Annotated in this window: 22 protein-coding genes; 13 read left to right on the top strand and 9 right to left on the bottom strand. The window is 50.7% G+C overall.

What is annotated here, in order from left to right:
• Positions 1–58 precede the first annotated feature (58 nt).
• From CJA_RS11415 to CJA_RS11395, 5 genes are all read left to right on the top strand, one after another.
• Positions 59–397, top strand: coding sequence for an HvfA family oxazolone/thioamide-modified RiPP metallophore (locus CJA_RS11415; protein WP_041551472.1), 339 nt, complete (start codon positions 59–61; stop codon positions 395–397).
• Positions 398–406: 9 nt separating this feature from the next.
• The gene (locus tag CJA_RS11410; protein ID WP_012487964.1) at positions 407–1,285 is read left to right on the top strand and encodes an HvfB family MNIO-type RiPP peptide maturase; all 879 of its coding nucleotides are present in this window, start codon (positions 407–409) and stop codon (positions 1,283–1,285) included.
• On the top strand, positions 1,282–2,028 hold the full coding sequence (locus CJA_RS11405) for an HvfC family RiPP maturation protein (protein WP_012487963.1): 747 nt from the start codon (positions 1,282–1,284) through the stop codon (positions 2,026–2,028). The genes CJA_RS11410 and CJA_RS11405 overlap by 4 nt, the downstream gene beginning before the upstream one ends.
• A 247-nt stretch (positions 2,029–2,275) precedes the next feature.
• Positions 2,276–3,205 (top strand): porin, encoded by a 930-nt coding sequence (locus tag CJA_RS11400; RefSeq protein WP_012487962.1) that lies wholly within the window; start codon positions 2,276–2,278, stop codon positions 3,203–3,205.
• A 155-nt stretch (positions 3,206–3,360) separates the two neighbouring features.
• On the top strand, positions 3,361–3,846 hold the full coding sequence (locus tag CJA_RS11395; RefSeq protein WP_148208858.1) for a hypothetical protein: 486 nt from the start codon (positions 3,361–3,363) through the stop codon (positions 3,844–3,846).
• A gap of 80 nt (positions 3,847–3,926) precedes the next feature.
• Here the strand turns inward: CJA_RS11395 and CJA_RS11390 are convergent, their stop codons facing one another.
• The 3 genes from CJA_RS11390 to CJA_RS11380 all read right to left on the bottom strand — a co-directional run bounded on the left by CJA_RS11390 (position 3,927) and on the right by CJA_RS11380 (position 9,440).
• Complete coding sequence (locus CJA_RS11390) at positions 3,927–4,652, bottom strand: hypothetical protein (protein ID WP_012487960.1); 726 nt, start codon at positions 4,650–4,652, stop codon at positions 3,927–3,929.
• A 296-nt stretch (positions 4,653–4,948) separates the two neighbouring features.
• Positions 4,949–7,630: a TonB-dependent receptor domain-containing protein gene (locus CJA_RS11385; RefSeq protein ID WP_041551470.1), complete on the bottom strand. Its 2,682-nt coding sequence runs from the start codon at positions 7,628–7,630 to the stop codon at positions 4,949–4,951.
• Between the two features lie 124 nt (positions 7,631–7,754).
• The gene (locus CJA_RS11380; protein ID WP_012487958.1) at positions 7,755–9,440 is read right to left on the bottom strand and encodes a hypothetical protein; all 1,686 of its coding nucleotides are present in this window, start codon (positions 9,438–9,440) and stop codon (positions 7,755–7,757) included.
• Between the two features lie 320 nt (positions 9,441–9,760).
• On the opposite strand from CJA_RS11380, the gene CJA_RS11375 reads away from it, so the two are divergent.
• Positions 9,761–10,621, top strand: coding sequence for an MlaA family lipoprotein (locus CJA_RS11375; protein WP_012487957.1), 861 nt, complete (start codon positions 9,761–9,763; stop codon positions 10,619–10,621).
• Positions 10,622–10,669: 48 nt separating this feature from the next.
• Here the strand turns inward: CJA_RS11375 and CJA_RS11370 are convergent, their stop codons facing one another.
• The 3 genes from CJA_RS11370 to mutS form a co-directional block, all read right to left on the bottom strand.
• Positions 10,670–10,978, bottom strand: a complete 309-nt coding sequence (locus CJA_RS11370) for a PilZ domain-containing protein (RefSeq protein ID WP_012487956.1) — start codon at positions 10,976–10,978, stop codon at positions 10,670–10,672.
• A 274-nt stretch (positions 10,979–11,252) separates the two neighbouring features.
• Positions 11,253–11,576, bottom strand: coding sequence for a ferredoxin FdxA (gene fdxA / locus CJA_RS11365; protein ID WP_012487955.1), 324 nt, complete (start codon positions 11,574–11,576; stop codon positions 11,253–11,255).
• Between the two features lie 162 nt (positions 11,577–11,738).
• Positions 11,739–14,366 carry a DNA mismatch repair protein MutS gene (mutS, locus tag CJA_RS11360; protein ID WP_012487954.1) on the bottom strand — a complete coding sequence of 876 codons (2,628 nt, stop codon included), beginning with the start codon at positions 14,364–14,366 and terminating at the stop codon, positions 11,739–11,741.
• Between the two features lie 245 nt (positions 14,367–14,611).
• Between mutS and CJA_RS11355 the strand changes: the two genes are divergently transcribed.
• Entirely contained in the window at positions 14,612–15,349 is a 738-nt protein-coding gene (locus CJA_RS11355) for a type IV toxin-antitoxin system AbiEi family antitoxin domain-containing protein (protein WP_012487953.1), read from the top strand.
• Positions 15,346–15,471 (top strand): hypothetical protein, encoded by a 126-nt coding sequence (locus CJA_RS19880; RefSeq protein WP_012487952.1) that lies wholly within the window; start codon positions 15,346–15,348, stop codon positions 15,469–15,471. The genes CJA_RS11355 and CJA_RS19880 overlap by 4 nt, the downstream gene beginning before the upstream one ends.
• On the opposite strand, the gene CJA_RS11350 is transcribed toward CJA_RS19880, so the two are convergent.
• Entirely contained in the window at positions 15,450–16,415 is a 966-nt protein-coding gene (locus tag CJA_RS11350) for a sulfite exporter TauE/SafE family protein (RefSeq protein WP_041551469.1), read from the bottom strand. The genes CJA_RS19880 and CJA_RS11350 overlap by 22 nt on opposite strands.
• 212 nt (positions 16,416–16,627) lie before the next feature.
• Here CJA_RS11350 and CJA_RS11345 point away from each other — a divergent pair, with 212 nt between their 5' ends.
• From CJA_RS11345 to cysW, 5 genes are all read left to right on the top strand, one after another.
• Positions 16,628–17,266 carry a peroxiredoxin gene (locus tag CJA_RS11345; RefSeq protein WP_012487950.1) on the top strand — a complete coding sequence of 213 codons (639 nt, stop codon included), beginning with the start codon at positions 16,628–16,630 and terminating at the stop codon, positions 17,264–17,266.
• A gap of 128 nt (positions 17,267–17,394) precedes the next feature.
• Positions 17,395–18,567 carry an MFS transporter gene (locus CJA_RS11340; RefSeq protein WP_012487948.1) on the top strand — a complete coding sequence of 391 codons (1,173 nt, stop codon included), beginning with the start codon at positions 17,395–17,397 and terminating at the stop codon, positions 18,565–18,567.
• 133 nt (positions 18,568–18,700) lie between these two features.
• Positions 18,701–19,714, top strand: a complete 1,014-nt coding sequence (gene cysP, locus CJA_RS11335; RefSeq protein WP_012487947.1) for a thiosulfate ABC transporter substrate-binding protein CysP — start codon at positions 18,701–18,703, stop codon at positions 19,712–19,714.
• Positions 19,715–19,747: 33 nt separating this feature from the next.
• A complete protein-coding gene (gene cysT / locus CJA_RS11330; RefSeq protein WP_012487946.1) occupies positions 19,748–20,596 on the top strand; it encodes a sulfate ABC transporter permease subunit CysT in 849 nt (282 codons plus the stop codon).
• A 5-nt stretch (positions 20,597–20,601) separates the two neighbouring features.
• Positions 20,602–21,435 carry a sulfate ABC transporter permease subunit CysW gene (cysW, locus tag CJA_RS11325; protein ID WP_012487945.1) on the top strand — a complete coding sequence of 278 codons (834 nt, stop codon included), beginning with the start codon at positions 20,602–20,604 and terminating at the stop codon, positions 21,433–21,435.
• A gap of 53 nt (positions 21,436–21,488) precedes the next feature.
• On the opposite strand, the gene CJA_RS11320 is transcribed toward cysW, so the two are convergent.
• Positions 21,489–22,667 (bottom strand): YeeE/YedE family protein, encoded by a 1,179-nt coding sequence (locus tag CJA_RS11320; RefSeq protein WP_012487944.1) that lies wholly within the window; start codon positions 22,665–22,667, stop codon positions 21,489–21,491.
• 70 nt (positions 22,668–22,737) lie between these two features.
• Entirely contained in the window at positions 22,738–23,664 is a 927-nt protein-coding gene (locus tag CJA_RS11315) for a sulfurtransferase (RefSeq protein ID WP_041552317.1), read from the bottom strand.
• Positions 23,665–23,915: the final 251 nt, after the last annotated feature.

Below are 23,915 nucleotides of genomic sequence, written 5' to 3'. Positions count from 1 at the left end.
GATAATTTACGTTCGTTGTGCCCGTTGTATTCATTTAAACCCTACCAAGGAGATTCCCATGAATAACAAACCATCCTCTTTGTCCCTGATGATCGGGGCTGCTTTTGCAACGTCTGCGGTACTTTCCCCGATGGCATCTGCTGCAGATGCCAGCTTTACCGCCAATACACTGCCAGCAGGCTATACCCTTGCCCATAAAGACGGCGAAGGAAAATGCGGTGAAGCCAAATGTGGCGCTGAAAACAAAAAAGCCGAAGAAGGTAAATGCGGCGAGGGAAAATGCGGAGAAGGTAAATGTGCCGGCCATAAAAAATCAGACGATAAAAGTGCAGAAGGTAAATGCGGCGAAGGCAAGTGTGGTGAGGGCAAATGCGGTGGCGATAAAAAAGCCGAGTAATGCCCAATAATGGCAGTGAATAATTTCACCGCAGAGGTATCCGGTGCAGGTTTAGGCTTGCGCCGGAGTTTATTACATCCACTCAACCATCTTGGCACAGATGAAATCCAGTTTATGGAGGTCGCACCGGAGAACTGGATTCGTGTTGGTGGGCGACTGGGAAAAGAATTTCGTGCCTACACCGAGCGTTTCCCCTTTGTCTGCCATGGCTTGTCTTTATCCATAGGTTCGCCTGCGCCGCTAAATCGCGAGTTGCTGGGTGACATCCGGGATTTTATGGCGCAGCACCAGATTCGCTATTACTCCGAGCATCTGAGTTATTCCAGTGATCAAGGGCAGCTTTATGATTTGTTGCCCATTCCTTTCACGGAAGAGGCCGTTCATTATGTGGCCGGGCGTATTCGCGAAGCGCAGGATATTCTTGGCCAGCGTATTGCCATTGAAAATGCCTCTTATTATTGCGCTCCCCAGCAGGAGATGAGTGAAGCGGAATTTATAAATGCCGTTATCCGGGAGGCAGACTGCGCCCTCTTGCTGGATGTCAATAATGTATACGTCAACAGTATCAATCACGGCTATGACCCGGTTGAGTTTTTGCGGGCACTGCCGGGTGAGCGTACGGCTTATATCCATATTGCAGGCCACTTCCTCGAGGCAGAGGATTTGCGGGTAGATACGCACGGTGCTCCGGTGATTGATCCTGTGTGGCAACTCTTGGCCCATAGCTACGAATTTTTCGGCGTCAAACCCACGTTGCTGGAGCGTGATTTCAATATACCGCCCATATCTGAGTTGTTGGCGGAGTTACAGCAGATCACCGCCTTGCAGGCTATTGCGACTGATCAACGTAACCGGAATAAAAACGCGGGATTGTCTCTGGTTTTATGAAATCATTTCAGCAAACACAATATATTTTTACGGCACATTTACGCGATCCGCAACAATTTCCACCTCCGGTTGACATCGAGGACCGGCGTTTGGCGATTTATCGCGATTTGATTTTTAATAATATCGAGCATTTTATTGCAGGTGCTTTTCCAGTATTGCGCAGCCTGATGGATGATGTCAGCTGGCTGGCGCTGGTGCGAGGCTTTGTTGCCCGGCACCGGGCACAAACCCCCTATTTTTTGGAAATAAGCCAGGAGTTCCTGGCTTATTTACTCCATGAGCGAGGACGGCAGGAGACAGATCCTCCGTTCTTAATTGAGTTGGCCCATTATGAATGGGTAGAGTTGGCGCTGGATGTTGCTCATGTCGAGCTGCCTGACGCAGGGGATTTTCCTCCTGCAAACTTGCTCAGGGCCAAACCTCGGGTATCACCACTGGTGATGAATCTGCTGTATCAGTTTCCAGTGCATAAAATATCGCCTGATTTTCAACCTACGCAAGAACAGCAGACCTATTTATTGGTATATCGCAATCGCCTGGATCAGGTTAAATTCATGGAGTCCAATGCCTTAACCCAGCGTCTGTTATGCCTCTTGCAATCAACACCCGATGCATGTTTGCGCGATGTTCTACAACAGATTGCTGCGGAGCTTAATCACGCTAATCCAGAGGAATTATTTACCGCTGGTGAAGAATTGATCAGGAAATTATTTGACCTTCATTTGGTGAGCCACATCGAATAAAGCGCTTATAGGTCTTTCTTGCTGGGCGAAAATTGGGCAAAATCCCCCCGCCTTGTATTCCTGGCCTGATTATGGGGCATTTCTGGCAATCTAAATCGCTAACAATTGTTGTTGGTCACATTATTGTCATAAATTATTAACATAATAGTCGCCAAACTGTCATCCGGGTGTCACCTGCCGGTGTCTAACGTTCGATGTTCAGCTTTTACTCCCAAACAACATATAGACTCTTCAAGGAGAAGACTCCATGAAAAAATCCTTACTTGCTCTGCTGATTGCTTCAACCCTGCCGCTAACGGCAGCTGCCGAAGTAATTGTTTACGGTAAAGCCAATGTATCTTTGCAAAATGCTGATGAAGCGGTTGGTGAAGACAAGATCGAATTGGTGAGTAACGCCTCGCGTATTGGTATCAAAGGCGGGGAGGAAATCACGTCTGGTATCAAGGCGATCTACCAGTTTGAATATCAAACTGAGGTAGATGATGGCGTAGGTAGCAGTGGCACCTTTAGTCAACGAAATATTTATGTAGGTCTCCAGGGATCTGCCGGTACTATCATGGGCGGCCACTTTGATACACCGACCAAAGTGCTTCAGGAAAAAGTGGATTTGTTTAATGATCTGGAAGGGGATATCACCACGATTTTTAAAGGTGAAATTCGCGCCAGCAACATCGTTCAGTACGTGACTCCGGGCTTTGGTGGTGGTTTCTCCGGTTCGGTGGCTTACATCACTAAAGAAACCAATGATGTTGATAATGGTATTTCAGCCTCTTTTGGTTACACTGCCGACAGTTTTTATCTGGGTGTTGCCGTTGATCAGGACGTTGAAGCTGAAGGGGTGGATCTTGTGCGCCTGGTTGGCCGCTTTACCCTGGGCCCTGTGCAGTTAGGTGTATTGGGCGAGTCTTATGACGATGGTGTTAATGACAAGGAAAATGGCGTACTGGGTTCTGTTCTGTGGAACCTGAACGACCAGTGGGTCCTGAAAGCACAGTACGGCCAGTCTGATGTCAGAATGGCGGATGGTGAAACTGCCAGCTTGGGGGCGGACTATAAACTGTCCAAAAACGTAACCCTGTTTGGCTACTACACCCATGTTGAAAACAGCATTGATTTACCGGCGGCCACTGCCCGCGATGATGATTATCTCGGCATAGGCCTGGACCTGAAATTCTAATCAGGCCTGGTCAGGATAACAAAGGGTGCTTCGGCACCCTTTGTGCTTTGGGGCCGGAATTGCCACAATCGGGCTTTTGATGGACGGGTAGGGGAATGCCGGAGTGAAAAGCGGGTTCAAACCGAAATATTCTAAATTCGATCAGAGTGATGGCTATGCGTAAAATGAAGAGCGTTTTTTCAATCCTGGGTTTGTGTGTGTTACCTGTGCTGGCGACAGCTGATGACAACACCAATGCAGAAAAGAATTCTGACGACAAATGCGCAGCAGCGGTTGATGTGGCTGACTCTATGAATGTTAATCACTCTGGCTGCGATTACTCAAATCGCGGGCTGAATGGTGTATTACACCGGGCATTCAAAAAAAATGCCGAGGGTGGGGCGGTATTGGATACAGGGCCGGGAACATCCACTAAAACCTTGGCGAAAGCCGAGGCAGCGCCCGCTGTTGCGGTAACATCCAAACGTTTTTCGCTGTCGGTAGAAGTTGATCAATGGGCGAATACGTCTCTTGCCCGTACACAGCTGTTGCCGCGCGCGATGGCGGAGTGCCCTAAAGGTTTTCGTTTACTGAGTGAGAGTTACAAACCACTGGCGATGGGGCGCATCCAATTGACCATAGAGTTTGAGTGTGTTTTGTAATGTGTCAACTTTATTCAGGACGGGTCAGGCGCAATAAAAAAGCCGCAGTTATGCGGCTTTTTTATTGCTGAAATCGGTGATTATTTTTCGTAATTCACCACGGCGATATAGTGCATAGGTGTTGCCTTGTCTTGTACAAATCCGGGAATAAAACGGGATTTTTTCAAGGCGCTCTCGATGGTATCGGCATCGGCTTTCTTGCGCGCAGCCGCTTCTATGGTGCTGACTGACTCAACGACGCCATCTGCTTCGATATTGGCCATGACACGGGTCACTTTTGAATCGGCAAAGAAGAGTTTGCCGTCACCGCGCGTTTTCGTGGAGTACTGGACGTACCAGTCGTGTTTATCCAAACGTTCCTGGGGGGCAAAGTAATCCACTCCATACTTGGCTTGCAGGGTTCCCAGGTTGGGTAAAAGTACAATAGGTGCCTGGGTTCCGCTGATAGAGTAGATAACCCGGAATTGCATCCTGACCGGAATCGCCTGGCTATCAATACTGGCTGCACTAAATGTGGCTGATTTCAGTGCCGATTCGGTAGACGCTTTCATAGAGAGCAGAGAGTTGTTTTCGTAACAGTTAATATTGTTCAGGTCACCGGTAGTGAGTACATCGGCCTGGCAGTAAACCGCGACCGTTTTAACCCCCTCACCAAAACTGGAGGGCAGGGTAATGTGTTGGGTTAATACTGATGCGGCATCGCCAAATTTGGCCGGTGTATATTCTGTGGCGTAACTGGCGAGTGAACCCATGGCTGCCATAATCAATAGCGAGCGAATCATGTTTTTTGAGCTGTTGTTGTTCATGTGGGTGCTCCTTAAAAGGCGTAAGGGCTGATGGGCCATTGTGGGTCAACCGCCGCGCTAGGGCACCGAAAAAGTGCTTTGGCGTCGATCTTGTTGTTAGATTAGCACTGCACCATGCACATTTATGTGAATATATTGTGACAATTTCTGCCTTTTTTTCGAAAAAATAATCATGGCTTCGGATAAAAAATGCTGTTTGGATTAAGAAGAATGTATTTCCGGATAAAACCCCTGTCTTGAAAATGTAAAAAAGCGGCTACAAGAGCCGCTTTGGGGTTTCTTATTACACAGGTTGGTTAGAAGCGATATTTCACATCCAAGCTGTAACTGGTACCGACTTCCTGTTCAAGGATTGTGACACTTTGTCCATTTGAGTTCACTTGTTCAAAGGTACGTTTTTCGTTAAGCAGGTTGCCTAATTTTATTTTGGCAGTCAGCTGCTCTGTAGGGAAAAACGAGTAGATAAGATCCAATGAGTTAAAGGGTTGCTCGAATGCATCATCGTGTCCGTTTAGGCGTGCGGCGTAGTAGATCCGCTCACCAAAAACGTTGTACACCAGAGAAGCACTATGCATTCCATTGTCAGAGTCGTAGCCCAATTGTGCGTTGATAACATAGTCAGATTGACCAGTCATTTTGCGTGAAATATTGGTAAAGCCACCATCGGCAGGAGAGACGATTTCCGAATCTGTCAGTGTGATATTCCCTGTTATAAAGAAGCCTGCCCCGAGGGTTTTTAAACCTTCGAACTCTGCACCATAAATCTTTCCGGATATGGCGTTGTAGAAGGTCAACACAATGGAGTCATCTGAGCCGGGAACGCGACTTTGCTCAATGGGGTTGGCCACGTCTTTATAGAACAGCGAGAAGGTAAAGTTATCGCCGCTGTCATAGACCCATTCTGTACGCAGATCGTAATGATCCAGCTCAGAGCTTTGCAGATTGGGATTACCCTGCACCTGTATTCCCAATTCCGGGTCTATGTAAAACACTTCGGATAGTTCCCGCAAGTCAGGGCGCACCAGGGTTTTCGCGTAGCTGGCGCGAATCTGGAAGTCTTCTGCTCCCATGAAGCCTTGGTTCATGTAAGTCAGGGCAACGGATGGTTTCCAACCGTCATCACGAATAGCAAAGCGCTGTCCATCGTTTTGCAGGTCTTCAATTAATTTACCAAGGTACTCACCGGAATAGTCCAGTAGGTCGATAGGCAAGACGGCCTGGCGATAATCCTCATAACGCGCACCGGCTGTCAGGCGCCAGGTATCATCCCACTTAGCGTCAAACATCCCATAGGCTGCATCGATCATTTGCGCTGCCAGGTAACTTTCAGTACCCAGGCCACCACCCATGGTGAGTTCAAAGGGATTAGCCAGATTACTGAGGGTTGCGTCTGTCAGCACTGTCCCCGGTGTTCCGGCAAGGACATTACCTGAAACACCAATAGCATTAATATTGGCTGTATAACCATAATATTGGCGCGCTTTATCGTTATAACTGTACCCACCGGAAAGGGTAATTTCGGCATTTTCAAACAATAGCGGCAGAGCGGCGTTAACCCCGTAACTTTCCACCTGGTCTTCGAGGTTTAGAAAGGCAACGCTGGCCATGGCAGATGTGGCCAGTAAACGGGTAGAAATAAGTTCGCCTGTTGTTGTGTCGATGCGGTTATTGCCTTTAACGGACGTTTTTCCGGGAATATTGGTCGTCGCGGTTGCATCGGAATAAAACCAATCAACTTTCAGGTCGCCGAATAAGCCGCCACTGAGCTGGTCGAATTTATGATCTCCCAATACTTGGTACACTTCCAGTTCACGTTCTTCATAGCGTGTTGAGTAATCAACGGTCTGGCTTCCGTCCTGGGCGCGGTTGCTGGCATCATGCCCTGTATCTATTTGGGCTTCATCTTCTTCGATGCGGATGTTGTAGGCATTCACCGCTATCTGATGCATGTCCTGGTAATTGATGCCGGCATTAAGTCCGGCCAGCTCACGTGTTTCGTCTATGGTACGTTCAATAAACGAATAAATCTGCTCGGGATCGCCGATGGCTTTGCGGTGTTGGTTTTTGTTGCGAACCGACTCATCGCGCGAAAGGTTCAGGAGTGCGCCAATACTGAGGTCATCGGTAAGTGCCCAGGAGTTTCCCAAGGTCAAGTTGCCACTTAAATCTAGGTCGTTGGATTTTTTTTCAATTTCGATATCGCGATCCAGTGACAGCATCAGATTGCGGTTGATCGTTCGCGCTTCGGTTAATTGTTCCGGAGTTGGTGAGCCGCCATCGGTATCGATAATATCAATAATACCGTTGACATTGATTTTACCTTGGTACAAATCCAATGCCTGATCGATGTCATGGGGTAAACCGTTGCGTTTGTTACTCGCATAGCCCAGGCCGTCACCTGATGACTCGCTGTTAGAGCCCGTGCCCAAGGATAATTCAAACACGAAATCTTCGGGAATACTGGTAGTGCGTATATCGACATTACCACCGCCAAAATGTGCAGGTAAGTCGGGAGAGTAGGCTTTTTGGACTTTCAATGTCTTTACGATGGACGAGGGCAATAAATCCAGCGGCAATACATTGCGCGTCAGCTCGGGGGAGGGTACAGCGGCGCCATTGAGCTGCACACTGGAATAGCGCTCACCCAGGCTGCGTACATAGACATATTGACCATCCACCAAAGTAACACCAGGAACACGAGTCAGTGCAATAGCGATGTTGGAATCACCTGCTCTGGCGATTTGTTCACCACCGAGAATATCGGCGGAAAAAGCTTCCTCCAGGCGTTGGTCAATAATGGATTGGGCACCACTGACTTGACGACCCGTCACGAGCATTTCTTCAAGTACGGGAGCATCAATGATTGTCTGTGAGCCGGATGCTGTTTCGGTTTGGGCTTGGGCTGCTGCGGAAAGCGACACGCTGACAGCGGAGAGTGCGATAAATAATTTGTGTCGATTGAGCGATTTTTTTTGCATGATCCTGACCTTTTCGTTGCTGGTGGTCTGAAGACGATGAACCCTGTTCACTGTTGGCCTTAAGAACAGAGGCGCCCATAGGCGCCCCTGTTGATGCCGTTTACAGCAAGGACGCAGACTCGTCTTAGTCGTGCAGACCTACTGTCCAACCAAGTGTCCAGTCATCCCCTGCTTTTACTGCACCGATGAAATCCACTTCAGAGAAGAAACTGCTGCTGCCCGCGCTGCCCAGTGCAGGTACTGCATTGGGAGTAAAGTCGTCTTCCAGGCGAGTAACATCAAATACCGGAATAGTGATTGGTGTGGTGTTGCCATCGGCAAATGCCGGTGCTGTCAGGTAAGCACGTGGGTTGGTTGCCAAACCGTCGAGAATGGTAACGGGCAAGCTGCCAGCGACACTGCCATCGACAACCACGTTATTTTGGTTGCTACCAGTATTCAGCCATGTTGCAAATGAGAAATCGCTGTTAGCTGGGTCAACGCCTTGTTTAAGGGCTTCGGTACAGGCGATAAAGTTACTGGATGCCGCTGACCAACCGGCTTTTGCTGCTGCAATAGTTTGTGGACCTTCAGAGTCAACAATCTCAAGACATTCGTTAGAGGCCATGCCTTCAGCATTGGAAGTGATAATTGAGTTATACATTTCAAAGAAAACCCCTTCGCGGTACAGAGGACCTTCGGAGTCACCTTTGGCAGAGGGAGAATCACCCAAACCACGGTCAACATTGGATGTGATACAGGTCAGGTTGGAAATGCGGCCTTTGGTGAAAGGTTGCAAGTCATCCGCGCGACCGGAACCGGTATTATCTGCTTCCACACAGGTATTTGAACCAGAGGTAGCCAGGGAAAGTGCAAATTGGATGTTACCTGTCCAACCTTCAGAGAAGTCATAGGTGTCGTCACCGATATTGACACCCACAACGTATTTCAGGTTGACGGCACCGCCGAACATTTCAAAGCCATCGTCTTGCGTTGTATAGGTTTGTACATACTCAACAATAGTGCCTGAGCCTACTGCGTTGAAGGTGATACCGTTTAACTCACTGCCGTCTACGACTTCGTAACCGGCGTGTTTCACAACTACATATCTCAGGCTGCCAGAACTTTCACTGTTGTTATTGCCACCATAGGTAGAGGGGCGGCCTTCAGCAGTAATGTGACAATTATGTGGGTTTACACCACTGGACAAACGCTGTGCGTCGGTACATTTGTTAGTAAGGCCATTACCGTTAATCAGCAATCCACCCCACAGACCGCGATCAGCTTCTGTCGCATCGTTATCACGCAAGTCAGTGACCGCACTCAGAATGATTGGTTTGGCTGCCGTACCTTCTGCGATAATGCGCGAACCGCGAGCGATCATCATGTAATCTTCTGGTGAAGAGAAAGCCAGTTTGGCACCGGCAGCGATAGTCAGGGTTGGGCCTTCACCATTTTGTGGGACGCGTACACCGGCATTCGCATCGGCTTCGCTAACATCGCGACCTACGAACAGGCTGTCTTCAAAAATATGCAGTCCGTTATCAGGCAATTCAGGGATAAACAGATCCACGCTCAGTGGACGGGTGTCACTTACAAAGTTAACACTATAGGTACAGTTATTACTGGCATACACTCCCTGGAATTGCTGGCCGGATGCAGTGTAGGTTGCACAGGGATTGGTCGTGCCATTTCCACCGCCAGTGTTGTTATTGGTGGTGTTATTTGAGTTGGTGACCGTGTTGCTCGGGTTCAGATTAATATCGCCACCACCACAAGCGGCCAGGGTTGCTGCCAACACATTCAACGCAAACAAGGTTTTGATTTTCATGAGCTTTAACTCTCTTGTATCTATAGGTGAAGTAAATCTGCCAACGCGGTCTCATCCCGCATTTGTGGGTGCTATCTTTGATGACAAATGTGAAGCTTGGGCTACAGAACGGTGAAGGTTTGGTTGCAGTTGGATGTCATTTTGATGACGCGTGTACTGTCCGATGGGGCGATACTTTCCGTGGGTGGGATGCGCGACAGGATGTAAAAGCGGTGGGGGCAGTGACAATTGCCAGTTGTTGCCCCAGAGCTGATTCGATAGAGTGACGCCATTTATTCAGGGTTATGGCCCTTCGGCTGACTAGATCTCCAGGGATTTTCATGAACGCTCTTTCTTTGTATATACCTTTTACCCCATCAATTAACCCCAGGCTGTCAGGTCTTGCCACGGTGTTGGCCCTTGGCATGGTTTTAGGGGGGGGGCTGTTGCCCGTTGGGGCACAGGCAGAAGAGGCTGCCGGCGAGCCGGTACAGGAACAGCCACAACAGCAGGAACAGGTTGTACAAACAGTAGCTGTTGATGAGGTAGACCCCTGGCAGGGGTTCAATCGCCGCATGTTTGCGTTTAATGATGTCACTGACCGCTATCTATTGCGGCCGTTGGCTATTGGTTATAAAACCATCATGCCCGATCCGCTCGAGCGCGGGGTTTCCAATATTTTCAATAACGTGATGGAGGTGCCCAGTATTATTAATGGCAGCCTTCAGGGGAATTTTAGCGGTGCTGCTTATTACTCCGGGCGTCTGCTGGTCAATACCACCCTGGGCCTGGGGGGCTTGCTGGATGTGGCCCAGCATATGAACCTGCCTGCACGTGATCGCGAGGACTTTGGCCAGACCCTGGCAGTATGGGGCGTAAACGCCGGCCCCTATGTGGTACTACCTTTCCTGGGGCCGAGCACAGTGCGTGATGGTTTTGCCCGTCCGGTGGATTGGTATGCTGATCCCACTACTTATATCGATCATGTGCGTACGGAAAATACCGTGCTGGGCGTATCCATCCTGAACACACGGGCAAGTTTGCTGGAGCTGGAAAAAAATCTGACGGGCGACAAATATACGTTTATTCGCGATGCTTACTTACAGCGTCGGGAATACCTGATCCACAACGGTGAAATAGAAGACAGCTTTGGAACTGGAGAATCGTTTGAGTTTGAGGATTTTGACAGCGAGGAGTTCTAGGCCATCGATTGGCCATACCGCGTTGCGAGCGGTATGGCGTTTATTGGGTTATTGTAGAACCTGGGTAATTTCCAGGCCCAGGATATGGGTTTCATTTTCTCCCGCCGTACTGCGAACCACACGCGCCCTGGCTCTAAGGGTTGGGTTATGGCCGTGTGCAGAGCTGATTTCCACTTCCAGCTCTGTACCCACGGCAACCGGTGTGGTGGTTTCTACCTGCATGCCTCCACCGCTTAAATCGCGGCATTGTCCTTCAATGGTGTCACTGTCAAGGGATAGTTTGGCGTTGAGTGGGGCACTGATTTTCATCCGAATAAAATCGCGTTTTTCACTATAGTTTTTATCGAGAATGCCCATACAGATTCCTCTTGTGACGGTTGTTCCGGGAAAGCGAGAGTCTTTTTTAAAAGCGAGTGCCTTTCTTATAGAGAAGGAAGAGGCAGGTCTAAATCACTGTTGAGTGTAGCACAGCGACCTTTTTCGCCAGTGATGGAGGGCAAATTTACGCAGATGGAAGAAAAGGTTCTGATTAACAGGGATTTGGTAAATCCTGGGCATAAAAAATAGCCGGCAATAAAAAACCGCGCATATGCGCGGTCTTTGGGCATCGCTATGGGTGTTGAGCGACCTATTAACGCTCCAGGTGCTGGAGCTTGCCAGGGACACCATCCCAGTCGGCAGCATCTGCCGGTGCATCTTTAATTTCGGTGATGTTTGGCCAGACTTGCGATAACTCGGCATTCAATTCAAGGAATACTGCCTGGTCTTCGGGTAATTCGTCTTCGGAGAAAATAGCACTCACTGGGCACTCTGGTTCGCACAGGGCACAATCGATGCATTCATCCGGATTAATCACCAGAAAATTGGGGCCTTCGTAAAAGCAATCCACAGGGCAGACTTCCACGCAGTCTGTGTGTTTACATTTGATGCAGTTTTCCCCAACTACAAACGTCATAGGAGACTCCAGAGCTTAACCAATTCAAGGTGTGTAATTTTAACAGAGGCGCGCATTCTAAACAGCCGGACTCTGTTTGGGTAGCGGTTATCACCGTCAAATAGCATAAAGTGGGCGATGATTTGTCGCGAAAATACTTAATTAAGAATGATTCTTTTTACCTTATTTGCCTTTTGAATATAGCTCTTTCAAGCGATAGATATGCTCCAGTGCTTCGCGGGGACTGAGATTGTCCGGATTGATTTTTTTCAAGGCGTCCAGCGCAGGGTTGGGCAGTGCATCAAACAAACCGGATTGCAGTGGGGAAGTGGGTAATACATCGACACTGGTAGGGTCAGCCACTGTGGATTCTGCCGTTGTGGTTTTAATCGAATGCGGATGTTCGCCGTTTTCCAGCAAATGCAATTGGGTTTGCGCTTCGCGCAATACCTCTGCAGGAATGCCGGCCAGCTTGGCCACTTGCAAGCCGTAACTTTTGCTGGCCGGGCCCTCCTGTACTTTATGCAAAAACACAATCTTGTCCTGGTGCTCGGTGGCATTTAAGTGCACGTTGACTATGCCGGGTACGGTTTCCGGCAGGCTGGTAATTTCAAAATAGTGGGTGGCAAACAGGGTAAAGGCGCGTACTTTTTCGGCCAAATGCTTGGCACAGGCCCAGGCCAGTGACAAGCCGTCGAAAGTGCTGGTGCCGCGACCGATTTCGTCCATCAGTACCAGGCTTTTGGCGGTGGCATTGTGCAGGATGTTGGCGGTTTCGGTCATTTCCACCATAAAGGTAGAGCGGCCACCGGCCAGGTCATCGGAGGAGCCGATACGGGTAAAGATGCGATCCACAATGCCGATGCGCGCCGACTGGGCAGGCACAAAACTGCCGATATGGGCGAGCAGGGCAATCAGCGCCGCCTGGCGCATATAAGTCGATTTACCGCCCATGTTGGGGCCGGTAATGATCAACATATGGCGCTGGGGATTAAACACCAGGTCATTGGGCACAAAGGGTGCGCTGGTGACCTGCTCCACCACCGGGTGGCGCCCCCCCTGGATCTCAATACCCGGTGTTTCACTCAGTTCCGGGCGGCTCAGGCTCAGGGCATCGGCGCGCTCGGCCAGGGTGGCCAGTACGTCCAGCTCAGCAACGGCAGCTGCAGAGTCCTGCAGCGGCACTAACTGTTGGTTGAGGATATCCAGCAGCTCTTCGTACAAGGCTTTTTCGCGCGCCAGGGCGCGGCTTTGGGCCGACAGTGCCTTATCTTCAAATGCCTTTAATTCCGGCGTGATATAGCGCTCGGCATTTTTCAGGGTTTGGCGGCGAATGTAATCGGCAGGGGCTTTTTCCGACTGGGCGCTGGTGAGTTCTATGTAGTAGCCGTGAATGCGGTTGTACCCCACTTTCAGGGTAGGGATGCCCGTGCGCTCGCGCTCGCGGGTTTCCAAATCCAGCAGGTATTGGCCGGCGTTGGTGCTGATATTGCGCAGCTCGTCCAGCTCGGCATCGTAGCCTTCGGCAATCACGCCGCCATCGCGAATCACCACTGGCGGGTTATCGATGATGGCGCGGCCCAATAGATCCACCAGATCGGGAAAGGTGGAAATCTGCTGGGCGAGCAGCGTCAATTGTGGCGCCTGGCGCTGGGCCAGTTCACTTTGCAATTCCGGGTAGGTGGCGAGCGACATTAACAGCCGTGACAGGTCGCGCGGGCGTGCCGAACGCAGTGCCAGGCGGCCCAGGATACGCTCCATATCGCCCACACGTTTAAGGATGTTGTTCACTAGCTCAAAGGCGTAATTCTGTTGTAGCTCGGCAATCGCACCCTGGCGGCCACGCAGCAGGGCGATATCGCGCAGCGGGCGGTTGAGCCAGCGGCGTAACAGGCGGCTGCCCATACTGGTCGCGCAGCGGTTCAGCACCCAAAACAGGGTGTGTTCATCGCCGCCGGTAAGGTTGGTATCCAGCTCCAGGTTGCGGCGGGTGGCGGCGTCGAGGATGACCGCTTCATCGCGATTTTCGTGGGCCAGGCTGCGCACATGGGGCAGGGCGGTGCGCTGGGTTTCGCGCGCGTAGCTGAGCAGGCAGCCAGCGGCGCAGAGTGCGGTTTTCAGGTGGTCGCAGCCGAAGCCGGCCAGGTCTTTCACGGCAAACTGTTGCACGAGCAAACGCTCGGCTGTTTCCAGGTCGTATTCCCAGGGGCCGCGGCGGCGCAGACCCTTGCGGTTTTCCACCAGTTCGGGGGTGGTCAGGTGATCGCTGATCAGCAGCTCTGCCGGGTTCAGGCGTTGCAGTTCGCCCAGGGCGGCCTCCAGTCCCTCTACCTCCAGCACCAGAAAGCGACCGCTGGCCATATCTAAAGAAGCAATGCCAAAGGTGTCGCCCGCCTGGTGCAGGGCGACCAATAAATTATCGCGGCGCGAATCCAGCAGGGCTTCATCGCTGACGGTGCCTGGCGTCACTATACGCACCACTTTGCGCTCCACCGGGCCCTTGCTGGTGGCCGGGTCGCCGATTTGCTCGGCAATGGCGACCGAAACGCCGGCTTTCACCAACTTGGCCAGATAGCCATCGGCGGCATGGAAGGGAATTCCCGCCATGGGAATGGGCTCGCCATTGCTTTTGCCGCGCGCAGTGAGGGTAACGTCCAGCAGCTCGGACGCGCGCTTGGCATCCTCGAAAAACAGCTCATAAAAATCCCCCATGCGATAAAACACCAGATCATCGCGATGCTGGGCTTTAATACGCAGGTACTGCTGCATCATGGGAGTATGGCTGTCGTGGGCTTCGAGGGTGCTGGACATAGGTTGACTCATTGAACACAAATACAGAGAGAGGCGGCATTCTACGGCAAGAAAACGCCAGTTAAAACGTCAGGATCTAGTCCGCTGAGCGATAGTTTCTGTCGCGTTGATGTTGATATGAGTTACAGCAGCGCGTTTTTGGCACCTGGCAGGTTTTTGACTTATTTGCGGTTGTCGTAGTTTGGCTACGACTTTTTCTATCAAGCCAAATTGGCTTTTTTTGAAAATATTGCCATAATCGTAGTATGGCTACGACTAACTCAAGTAAATTAAATTTGCTCTATACCCGGTTAACGCCGGGGATGCCGATCACATCGGAAGATTTGGCGGCGCTGGGCATCTCTGCAGACCTTGCCGTTCACTACGTTCGGGCTGGTTGGCTTACACGTTTAGCGCGTGGAGTGTTTTGTCGTCCCAATGACCCTCTGGCGCTGTATTCCAGTTTACTGCTGCTACAACGCAGGCTCTCCGGGTTACATGTCGGTGGTAAATCAGCACTTGATTGGTATGGCCTGCGCCAATACGTATCGCAGCAGCCTATGCTGCACTTGTACGGCTGGACGGCTGGTCGATTGCCGGAGTGGTTCACTGAACGCTTTCCGGCTGAGTACCGTCGCAAGCGCTTGTTCGACGAACAGCCGGATGCCTTACTGCATGTGACTCCCTTTGAAAAGCGTAGTGGGGCGCCACAGGTTTCGACACCGGAGCGTGCGCTGCTGGAACTGTTAAGCGAAGTCGGTGTGCGCCAGTCGTTGCAGGAAGCCCGCGAACTGGTTGAAAGCACCTACAGCTTGCGTGTCGGTGTGTTGCGCGAGCTGTTGCAGCACTGCACAAGCGTCAAGACGGTACGACTGTGCCTTCAACTTGGCTGGGAAGGTTCGCTACCTTGGGTAAAAAAGCTTGATCCGGCTACTCTTCCGACAGGCAGCGACCAGCCTTGGGTATCCCGCTCAGCCGATGGTCTGCTGGTGCTTAAATCATGAATCCTGTTTATCTTGATACTGCCCGCCTGCTCATGCAGGTTGCACCATTGGTGTTTGTTGATGATACCTTCGCATTGAAGGGCGGTACATTGATGCTGAATCAGGCGAGCAGGGCTTTATAAAGGTTAAACAGCGAAATGCCGCTAATCAGCAGGCCTACCAGGATCAGGAGTGTGCGCGTCGAGAACTTCTTGCAGGCATAAGCGGCAAAGGGCGCTGCAAAAAGGCCGCCGACAATCAGGCCGATCACCACATGCCAAATACTTTCTTCCACCAGGATAAATAGCGAGGCGGCGCTGGTGAGGGTGAGGAAAAACTCGGCGAAGTTAACTGAGCCTATGGTGGTGCGCGGGTCATGGCCAGTGCCTACCAGGGTTGTAGTAACGACCGGGCCCCAGCCGCCACCGCCGGAGGTGTCGACAAACCCGCCCAGCAGCGCCAGCTTGGCGACGTGTTTGGGCTCGCCCTTGCGGGTGGCTATGTGTTTGCGAAAGGCTTTGCTGAGCACATAAGCGCCCATCAACAGCAGGTATACCGTAATAAAAGGCTTGAGGGTGTCGCCATCAATTTGCGTGACCAGCACGGCGCCCAGCAGGCCGCCGACGATACCGGGCACCAGCAAGCGCACAAACAGTTTTTTATCGACATTGCCGAACTTGGCGTGGGATACCCCCGAAATGCCTGTGGTAAATACCTCTGCCATATGCACCGAAGCGCTTGCCAGTGCCGGTGAAGCACCTGTGGCCAACAGGAAGCTGGTGGAGGTAAGGCCATAGGCCATACCCAATGCGCCATCGACGATTTGCGCCAGCAGGCCGACCAGCAGGGCACTCCAGAACATGCGGTCGTCGAGGGTGGCCTTGATGTTATCTACCCCTTGTTGCCAGCTGCCGCCAAACAATTGGGTTAGGCCTAGGACAACCAGGCCAATCAGGGTGAGTACGGCAAACCATACCGCCGCGCGAATCACCGGATGGAGGGGAATTTGTTCCACCGGTGGCAGGCCCAGTGCTTCATGTTCCTGATTGACGGGGCTGTTGGATAAATCCAGGTCGCGTATTTTCATTGGCTTAGGTATCCAGTTGTCTGGTATAGCAGTCAAAGTCGCGCATGCTAGAGGGCTGAAAATGCCTTGGGAAATAATTAGAAGTTATTCATATATAACCATTTGCGATATGCATTTGGTTCTAAGCAAGTTCCAAAAGAGTATTTTTCCCGGCGGCTATAAACGCCTAGCATAAACGCCAACATTCCTACCATGACTAACAGGAGTCAGAAATGAGCTTGCGTTTAGGTGATGAAGCACCGGATTTTGTCCAGGAATCTACCCAGGGAACCATCAGTTTTCACCAATGGCTGGGTGATGGCTGGGGCGTACTCTTTTCCCACCCGGCAGATTTCACGCCCGTATGCACTACGGAGCTGGGCCTGACAGCCAAACTCAAGGACGAATTCAGCAAGCGCAATGTGAAGGCGATTGCCCTGAGTGTGGATCCGGTGGATTCCCACAACCAATGGATTAATGACATCAATGAAACCCAACTGACCCAGGTAAATTTCCCGATCCTGGCCGATGCAGATCGCAAGGTATCCAGCCTGTACGACATGATTCACCCCAATGCTAACGCCACGCTGACGGTGCGCTCGCTGTTTATTATCGACCCGGCGAAAAAAATCCGCCTGATCATTACTTACCCTGCCAGCACCGGCAGAAATTTTGATGAAATTTTGCGGGTGATTGATTCGTTGCAACTCACCGAGCATCACAAGGTGGCGACACCCGGTAACTGGAAACCGGGTGAGGATGTGGTGATTGTCCCTGCTTTGCAAGATGCCGATGAAATTGCCCGTCGCTTCCCGAAAGGCTACAAAGCGGTTAAGCCTTACCTGCGCTTAACACCGGATCCACGCATTTGATATATTCGTCAGTGTTATTTTTGTAAGGGCGCTTTAGGCGCCCTTGTTTTTTGCGCAAGCAAAAAGTGCGTTGCCTATTGCACTGTGTGGGAGTTATCAAATAGTGGTTATTTTGTTGGGGCTGATTGTTGAGCGCTAATTTCACCTTGGGTCGTTTTATGCTGCTCGCCATTATTGGTGGTATTGCCATCGGTATGGGAAGGGTAGTGACTACATTTTATGCGCTGGATAAAGGAGCAACAGATGCGCAGATAGGCTATATCGCGGTATGTGAAGCCATCGGGCGTTTGCTGGTAACCCTGCCTGCGGGATTTATTATTGCGCGCTATGGTGCGCGGCGGATTTACGCCATATCCAGCCTGGTGCCTATGTTGCTAAATGCATTGATGCCATGGGTAAACCTCTGGTACACCATTGCCTTGCTGCGTGGATTGATTGCATTGGCCGTGCCTTTCCGGGTGGTGTCGATGAACAGCGCTTTTTTACATTACCTGTCGCAAGTCAGTGTATCGCGTGCGGGTTGGTACCGCGGGTCGCAGACCTTTGGCATGATGATCCTGGGGCCTTTCTTGGCCAGCGTATTATTGGGCAGTGTGGATTACCTGTGGTGTTACGCACTGATTGCAGCACTCTTCGGTGTCATGGTATTTGGCAGTGGCAATGTACTGCCCGGTGAAGCAGGAGCGACTGTACAGCCGGTTCGCGAATCATCAGCCGAATCAGAAGCCCTCGGTACCCAACTTAAACAGTTGTGGCATATCCCTGTGGTCAAGGAAGGCTGTGTGATTGAATTTATTAACAGCGCCATTAACACGGTGTTTACCACGTTTATTATTGTGCTCGCGGTTAATGCCCTGTCACTGTCAAAAAACCAGGCGGTTAGCTTGCTTACCCTGCATGGTATGGCCATGGTGGGCGCCTCCTTTGTACTGGGTTATCTACTGAATCATTTTTCACTACAGGGGCTGCAGAATGCCAGTTATGTACTCAGCATATTGGGTCTGGGATTGTTGGGATTAGTAAGCAATTTTGCCGGGCTAATAGCCGGTGCACTGATGCTGGCCTGCGGCTCTGCATTGGTTAGCCTGATTAAAACCCTGCAGCTCAGCAAGGTCAGTATGGACAAGGGAAAAATCTCCGGTGTGTATAATTTATTTACCATATCCGGTTCCCTGGTGGGTGCCTTGGCAGGGAGTATCCTTGGACAATACCAGGGCTTGCCGTGTGTATTTTTAATGTGGCTGCCGATATTGGCAGGGTTGTTGTTGTGGGGAATATGTTTAGGTAAGAGGCAGAATTAAGGGGCTGTTGATATTGGTGTGAGCCATGTGGATGGGCAGCTATAAGCATAGAAAATATCAGTATAAATTCGCTTTCGTTTATGTGTTTAAATCATTACCCGATGACATCCACATTCTTTTTCAGGAGCTAAACATGAGTCACACAAAAGGCTTGAAGGCACTCGGACTTGCTGCCTTGCTGGTATTTTCGGGTACTGCCAGTGCAGCGCAGGAAATCCTCAATGCATCCTATGATGTATCGCGCGAACTGTTTGCGGTTATTAATCCCAAATTCCAGGAGCATTGGCAGAAACAGCACGGAACCCCTATTGTGGTTCAACAATCTCACGCGGGTTCTTCCGCGCAGGCAGCCTCTATCCTGCAAGGGTTAAAGGCCGACGTGGTAACCTTTAACCAGTCAACGGATATTGATGTACTGCATGAAAAGGGCAATTTTGTGAGTACTGACTGGCGGAAAAAATTTCCCAATAACAGCTCACCCTTTTACTCCACCACTGCATTCCTGGTGCGCAAGGGTAACCCTAAGGGTATAAAAGACTGGGATGATTTGGCACGCAGCGATGTCAAGCTGGTATTCCCCAACCCGAAAACTTCCGGTAATGCCCGTTACACTTACCTCGCTGCCTGGATCTATGCCAAGGACAAGTTCAAGAATGATGATGCCAAGGGCAAGGATTTCGTTAGCAAAATCCTGGGTAATGTGGTGGTATTCGATACCGGTGGTCGCGGCGCAACCACATCCTTTGTCGAGCGTGAATTGGGCGATGTATTATTGACCTTTGAATCAGAGGTCAACCTGATCCGCAAACAGTATGGTGAAGACAAATATGATATCGTTGTGCCCAAAATCAGCGTACTGGCGGAATTCCCGGTGGCTGTGGTAGAGAAAGTTGCCAACGAAAAGGGTACTGAAAAAGTGGCAACCGCCTACCTGAACTATCTCTACACGGAAGACGCCCAACGGGTATTGGCCGATTTCTTCTACCGTATCCACGATACCAAGGTTAAGGCAGAATATGCCAGCAACTTCCCGGCGTTGAAGCTGGTTGCCGTGGAAGATGTCTTCGGTAGCTGGGACAAGATCAACCAGGAGCATTTTGGTACTGGCGGTGTGCTCGACCAATTGTTGCGCCAGGCGAAAAAGTAAGTGTATTACCCTGGTCTGTGAGAGGAATCGTCATTGTTGAAATCACCGTCGCGTTTGCTCTCCAGACCTAAGCGCGTTTTACCCGGATTAACACTCAGCCTAGGGCTGAGTGTTTTTTATTTGAGCCTCATCGTACTCCTGCCGGCTATTACCCTGATACTCAAAGCGGCGGAAATTAGCTGGAATGAGCTGGTATTTTATTTTACCGATCCGCGCCTGTTGGCCAGTTTTAAGGTCACCTTCCTGACAGCGGCAGTGGCCACGTTTTTTAATGGGGTATTAGGTCTGCTGTTGGCCTGGATCCTGGTGCGCTATGAATTTCCCGGCAGGCGGCTAATCGATAGTTTAATCGACTTGCCATTTGCCTTGCCCACAGCGGTGGCGGGCCTTACCTTATCGGCGCTATTTGCGACCAATGGCTGGATAGGGCAGTGGCTTGCGCCTGTGGATATCAAAGTCTCCTACACGTTTTATGGCATAGTGGTTGCGATGTTTTTTACCAGCCTGCCTTTTGTGGTCAGGAGTCTCCAGCCGGTGCTGGAAGATTTGTCACCGGAATTTGAGGAGGCTGCAGAGTCACTGGGTGCTAATCGCTGGCAAATATTCCGGCGTGTTGTGTGGCCGCATATTTTTCCGGCTTTTGTGCAGGGTGTAGGCTTGTCCTATGTGCGTTGCCTGGGCGAGTTCGGGGCGATTATTTTTATCGCCGGTAATATGCCTTACAGCACAGAAGTGATTTCGTTGATGGTATTTACCTATATTGGCGAATACAACTATGTGGCCGCAGCGGCCGTTGCCTTGTTTATTTTGACGGTATCCCTGGTATTACTGTTATTGCTGCAAATCGCACAGCGGTTTTATCTCTCCCCCAAACTTAGGTAGTTGCCGTGAAATATACACCTCGCAAACCCATCGGCTATGCCCGCCTTTTGGTGTGGTTGGGGCTTATTGTTGTCTTTATTTTTTTGATACTGCCATTGCTGCTAATATTTTTCGCCGCATTCCAGGGTGGCTGGACCCTCTTTTCCCGGAACCTGCTTGATAAGGATATGTTGGCAGCGATTCGACTGACCTTGTTGGTGGTATTAATTACTTTGCCGGTGAATATGGTGTTCGGCATCATGATCGCCTGGTGTGTTACCCGTTTCCGTTTTTGGGGGCGGCGCCTGTTAATTGCCCTGATCGATGCTCCCTATGCTATTTCTCCGGTGGTTGCCGGCCTGTGCTATTTATTGTTGTATGGCAACCAGGGGTGGCTTGGCAGTTGGTTGGCTGATTATGGAATTCAATTTGTATTCGCCTGGCCGGGCATTGTGTTAGTCACTGTCTTTGTGACCAGCCCCTATGTGGCGCGTGAGTTGATTCCACTGATGGAGACCCAGGGACATGAGGAAGAGGAGGCTGCGGTCTTACTGGGGTCCAATGGTTGGCGTTTGTTTTGGCAGATAACCCTGCCCAATATTAAATGGGCTTTACTCTATGGCTCTGTACTGACAACCGCCCGCGCGGTAGGTGAGTTTGGTTCGGTGGCAGTGATTTCCGGTTCCATTCGCGGGCAGACTAATACCTTACCGCTACATGTGCAGTTACTGCATCAGGATTACAACAGCATTGGCGCCTTTACAGCGGCCTTGCTCCTGGCTTCCATCGCTTTGTTAACTTTGATCCTGAAATTTATCTTTGAATATTTCCAGCAGCAAAAGACACAGGATGTGCATTAATGGCGCTGCCCGGCGATGGGTGTTAGCCGCTATTTTTGACGGCGCCATTTCTCTTATTTCAGCCAGGCGATCCGGGTGCGCAGCTTCAGGGTTAGCCACAAGCCGATAATGCAAAATACGGCGAATATCCAGCCAGATAAGGCGCCTGCCATAATACCCGACAGCAGGGTGCCCACCGTACATCCCAGCGCGGTCATGCTGGCCCATCCCATCAAGATACCTCCGACAAAATGACGCAACACTTTGCGCAGGTCGGGTAGATCAAACGCGAACTGACCACTGAATAAGCTGGCCGCGAATGAAGCAAACACCAGTCCTACAATAAAAACACCATTCGTGGAAAGCAGGGTTTCCTTGATGGCCGTAGCGCAACCTGAAAAACTATCCAGGCCTTCGAGACGGCTGGGCAGTATATTGGCCTCGCTGCCAAGGGTGCGTGCAAGGCTGCCCAATTCGGCGGTAACCCCCAAGGGGGCAATGCGAAAATAGGCCACTGTGGCGAGAGAGCCAATCAACATTCCACCGAGGTAGGTTGGCCATCGATTTACAAACCATGCCGTAAAAAAAGACACTGGCGTATGTTGTGTATCAACTGTGCGGTGATGCTTCACCAGGAGCCAGGCAATAAAACCCAGCAATCCCAATTGGATTAACAAGGCGCCGCCATATCCCCAATAATGGGGTAGCCATACAACAGGAGCCTCCTGGATAAAACGCAGGTAAAGATCATTCCAGGTTGCAAAGCCAAGGATAAAACCCAGGATGACACCAATAAGTGCCACAGCGGAGGCCAGGGCACCTTCGCCCAAACGGTACAAGTGCGCACTGATACAGGAGCCGGACAGGCTCATGCCCGAACCAAAAACCAGCGCAGCAAATACCAGTACCCAGGATACCGGGCCTATATGGGCATCCGGAGGCAAGCGGCCCTCAACCGGTGTGGGAAGGATTGCACCGTAAACGGCACTGTAGCCCAAAATACCTGTTGCCAGGGCGGCAACCAGTCCCAGCAACCCCAGGCTATTGCGCTGCGCTACAAAATCACGTGTGATGCAAAAAAAGCAAAATTTGGAACGCTGCAATACAAAACCGAACAGGGCACCCAATAGCAGCGCGAGTGAGAGTTCCCGCTCATGGAGATTGGCAAGGTACCAACTGGCACCGATCAACAGGCTGGCAACCAACAGGGCAAGGCCGCGTGTTAATACCCCGGGAGATAACAAAAAAGCCATGGATTATCTTCTTAAATAAAAAGCTCCCCGATGGGGGAGCTTTATGGTTGATAGCAGGTGCGGGAATAGATTATTTACCGCCCCACACTGTGCCGGCTACATTGGCAACCGGGACCCCTACAGCGTTGCCATATTCAGTCCAGGAGCCATCGTAGTTTTTCACATCGTAGCCCAGGATTTTCTTGAGTGCGAACCAGGTGTGGCTGGAGCGCTCACCAATTCGGCAATAGGTAATAATCGGTTTGGTGCCATCGATACCCACAGCCGCATATACCTTGCGCAGTTCTTCAGGGGACTTGAAGGTGCCATCTTCTGCAACTGCCTGGCCCCAGGGGACATTCACCGCGCCGGGAATATGGCCGGCACGTACCGACAATTCCTGTACACCTGCCGGTGCGAAAATCTTGCCGTTGTATTCATCGGGTGAACGAATGTCTACCAGTTTGGTCGCGGGATTTTCCTGCGTTGCAACACTGACCACATCCGGCAGGAAGGCGCGCAATGCCTGGTTAGCGTCTGCTACCTTGATATTGCCCGGTTTTGTACTGGCAACTTTTACCGAGAGTGGACGAGATTCGCTTTCCCACTTTTTGCGGCCGCCATCGAGCAACTTAACGTTCTTGACTCCGTACACATCAAATACCCAGGCGCCCCAGGCTGCAAACCAATTGTTGTTGTCGCCGTACAGGATCACAGTGGAATCCTGGTTGACGCCGGCATTACGCAGCAGCTTTTCAAAATTTTCACGTGAGGCAATATCGCGCTTTACCGGATCAACCAGGTCTGTGTGCCAATTAATATTGCTCGCATTGGGAATATGGCCGCGTTCAAATTGTCCCGGGTCTACGCTGACTTCAAGGATGCGCAGGTTTTTGTTGTTCAGGTTTTTTTCCAGCCATTCAGTGCTAACCAGGTATTCACTGGCTGCCTGTGCAGCAGCACTCATCGATACCAGAACAACACCAAGGCCATAACTGATGTATTTATAAATCGACATGATTTTTTCCTTAAGTGGATTAAGCGGGTAACGTAAAAATTCTGTTAAAACAGTAGGGCCATCGTCATTAAAAATAAAATAATGCTTTTTTATATCCATATAGCTCGATGTTTTTGAATAGCACAATGCCTTTTAACAATGTTGGTTTTTAAGCAGGCGGAGCGGGGTGGTGTTTGTTTTTCAGCAATGGTTGTGTGCGATTGAAGATATTTCATTAAAAATTCAATGGCACAAGTATTGCTGGACATGAA

The organism is Cellvibrio japonicus Ueda107, assembly GCF_000019225.1.
GTDB classification, from domain to species: domain Bacteria; phylum Pseudomonadota; class Gammaproteobacteria; order Pseudomonadales; family Cellvibrionaceae; genus Cellvibrio; species Cellvibrio japonicus.
The sequence above is the reverse complement of the archived record's forward strand: the minus strand, read 5'-3'. Positions and strand labels throughout refer to the sequence as shown.

Coding starts and splice junctions, on each gene's coding strand:
- CJA_RS11355 (WP_012487953.1), top strand. CDS start 14,612: ATGGCTACGACTAACTCAAGTAAATTAAATTTGCTCTATACCCGGTTA.
- CJA_RS11375 (WP_012487957.1), top strand. CDS start 9,761: ATGAACGCTCTTTCTTTGTATATACCTTTTACCCCATCAATTAACCCC.
- CJA_RS11350 (WP_041551469.1), bottom strand. CDS start 16,415: ATGAAAATACGCGACCTGGATTTATCCAACAGCCCCGTCAATCAGGAA.
- CJA_RS11395 (WP_148208858.1), top strand. CDS start 3,361: ATGCGTAAAATGAAGAGCGTTTTTTCAATCCTGGGTTTGTGTGTGTTA.
- CJA_RS11315 (WP_041552317.1), bottom strand. CDS start 23,664: ATGTCGATTTATAAATACATCAGTTATGGCCTTGGTGTTGTTCTGGTA.
- cysP (WP_012487947.1), top strand. CDS start 18,701: ATGAGTCACACAAAAGGCTTGAAGGCACTCGGACTTGCTGCCTTGCTG.
- CJA_RS11380 (WP_012487958.1), bottom strand. CDS start 9,440: ATGAAAATCAAAACCTTGTTTGCGTTGAATGTGTTGGCAGCAACCCTG.
- CJA_RS19880 (WP_012487952.1), top strand. CDS start 15,346: ATGAATCCTGTTTATCTTGATACTGCCCGCCTGCTCATGCAGGTTGCA.
- CJA_RS11345 (WP_012487950.1), top strand. CDS start 16,628: ATGAGCTTGCGTTTAGGTGATGAAGCACCGGATTTTGTCCAGGAATCT.
- CJA_RS11410 (WP_012487964.1), top strand. CDS start 407: ATGGCAGTGAATAATTTCACCGCAGAGGTATCCGGTGCAGGTTTAGGC.
- CJA_RS11415 (WP_041551472.1), top strand. CDS start 59: ATGAATAACAAACCATCCTCTTTGTCCCTGATGATCGGGGCTGCTTTT.
- fdxA (WP_012487955.1), bottom strand. CDS start 11,576: ATGACGTTTGTAGTTGGGGAAAACTGCATCAAATGTAAACACACAGAC.
- CJA_RS11390 (WP_012487960.1), bottom strand. CDS start 4,652: ATGAACAACAACAGCTCAAAAAACATGATTCGCTCGCTATTGATTATG.
- CJA_RS11405 (WP_012487963.1), top strand. CDS start 1,282: ATGAAATCATTTCAGCAAACACAATATATTTTTACGGCACATTTACGC.
- CJA_RS11400 (WP_012487962.1), top strand. CDS start 2,276: ATGAAAAAATCCTTACTTGCTCTGCTGATTGCTTCAACCCTGCCGCTA.
- CJA_RS11385 (WP_041551470.1), bottom strand. CDS start 7,630: ATGCAAAAAAAATCGCTCAATCGACACAAATTATTTATCGCACTCTCC.
- mutS (WP_012487954.1), bottom strand. CDS start 14,366: ATGTCCAGCACCCTCGAAGCCCACGACAGCCATACTCCCATGATGCAG.
- CJA_RS11370 (WP_012487956.1), bottom strand. CDS start 10,978: ATGGGCATTCTCGATAAAAACTATAGTGAAAAACGCGATTTTATTCGG.
- CJA_RS11320 (WP_012487944.1), bottom strand. CDS start 22,667: ATGGCTTTTTTGTTATCTCCCGGGGTATTAACACGCGGCCTTGCCCTG.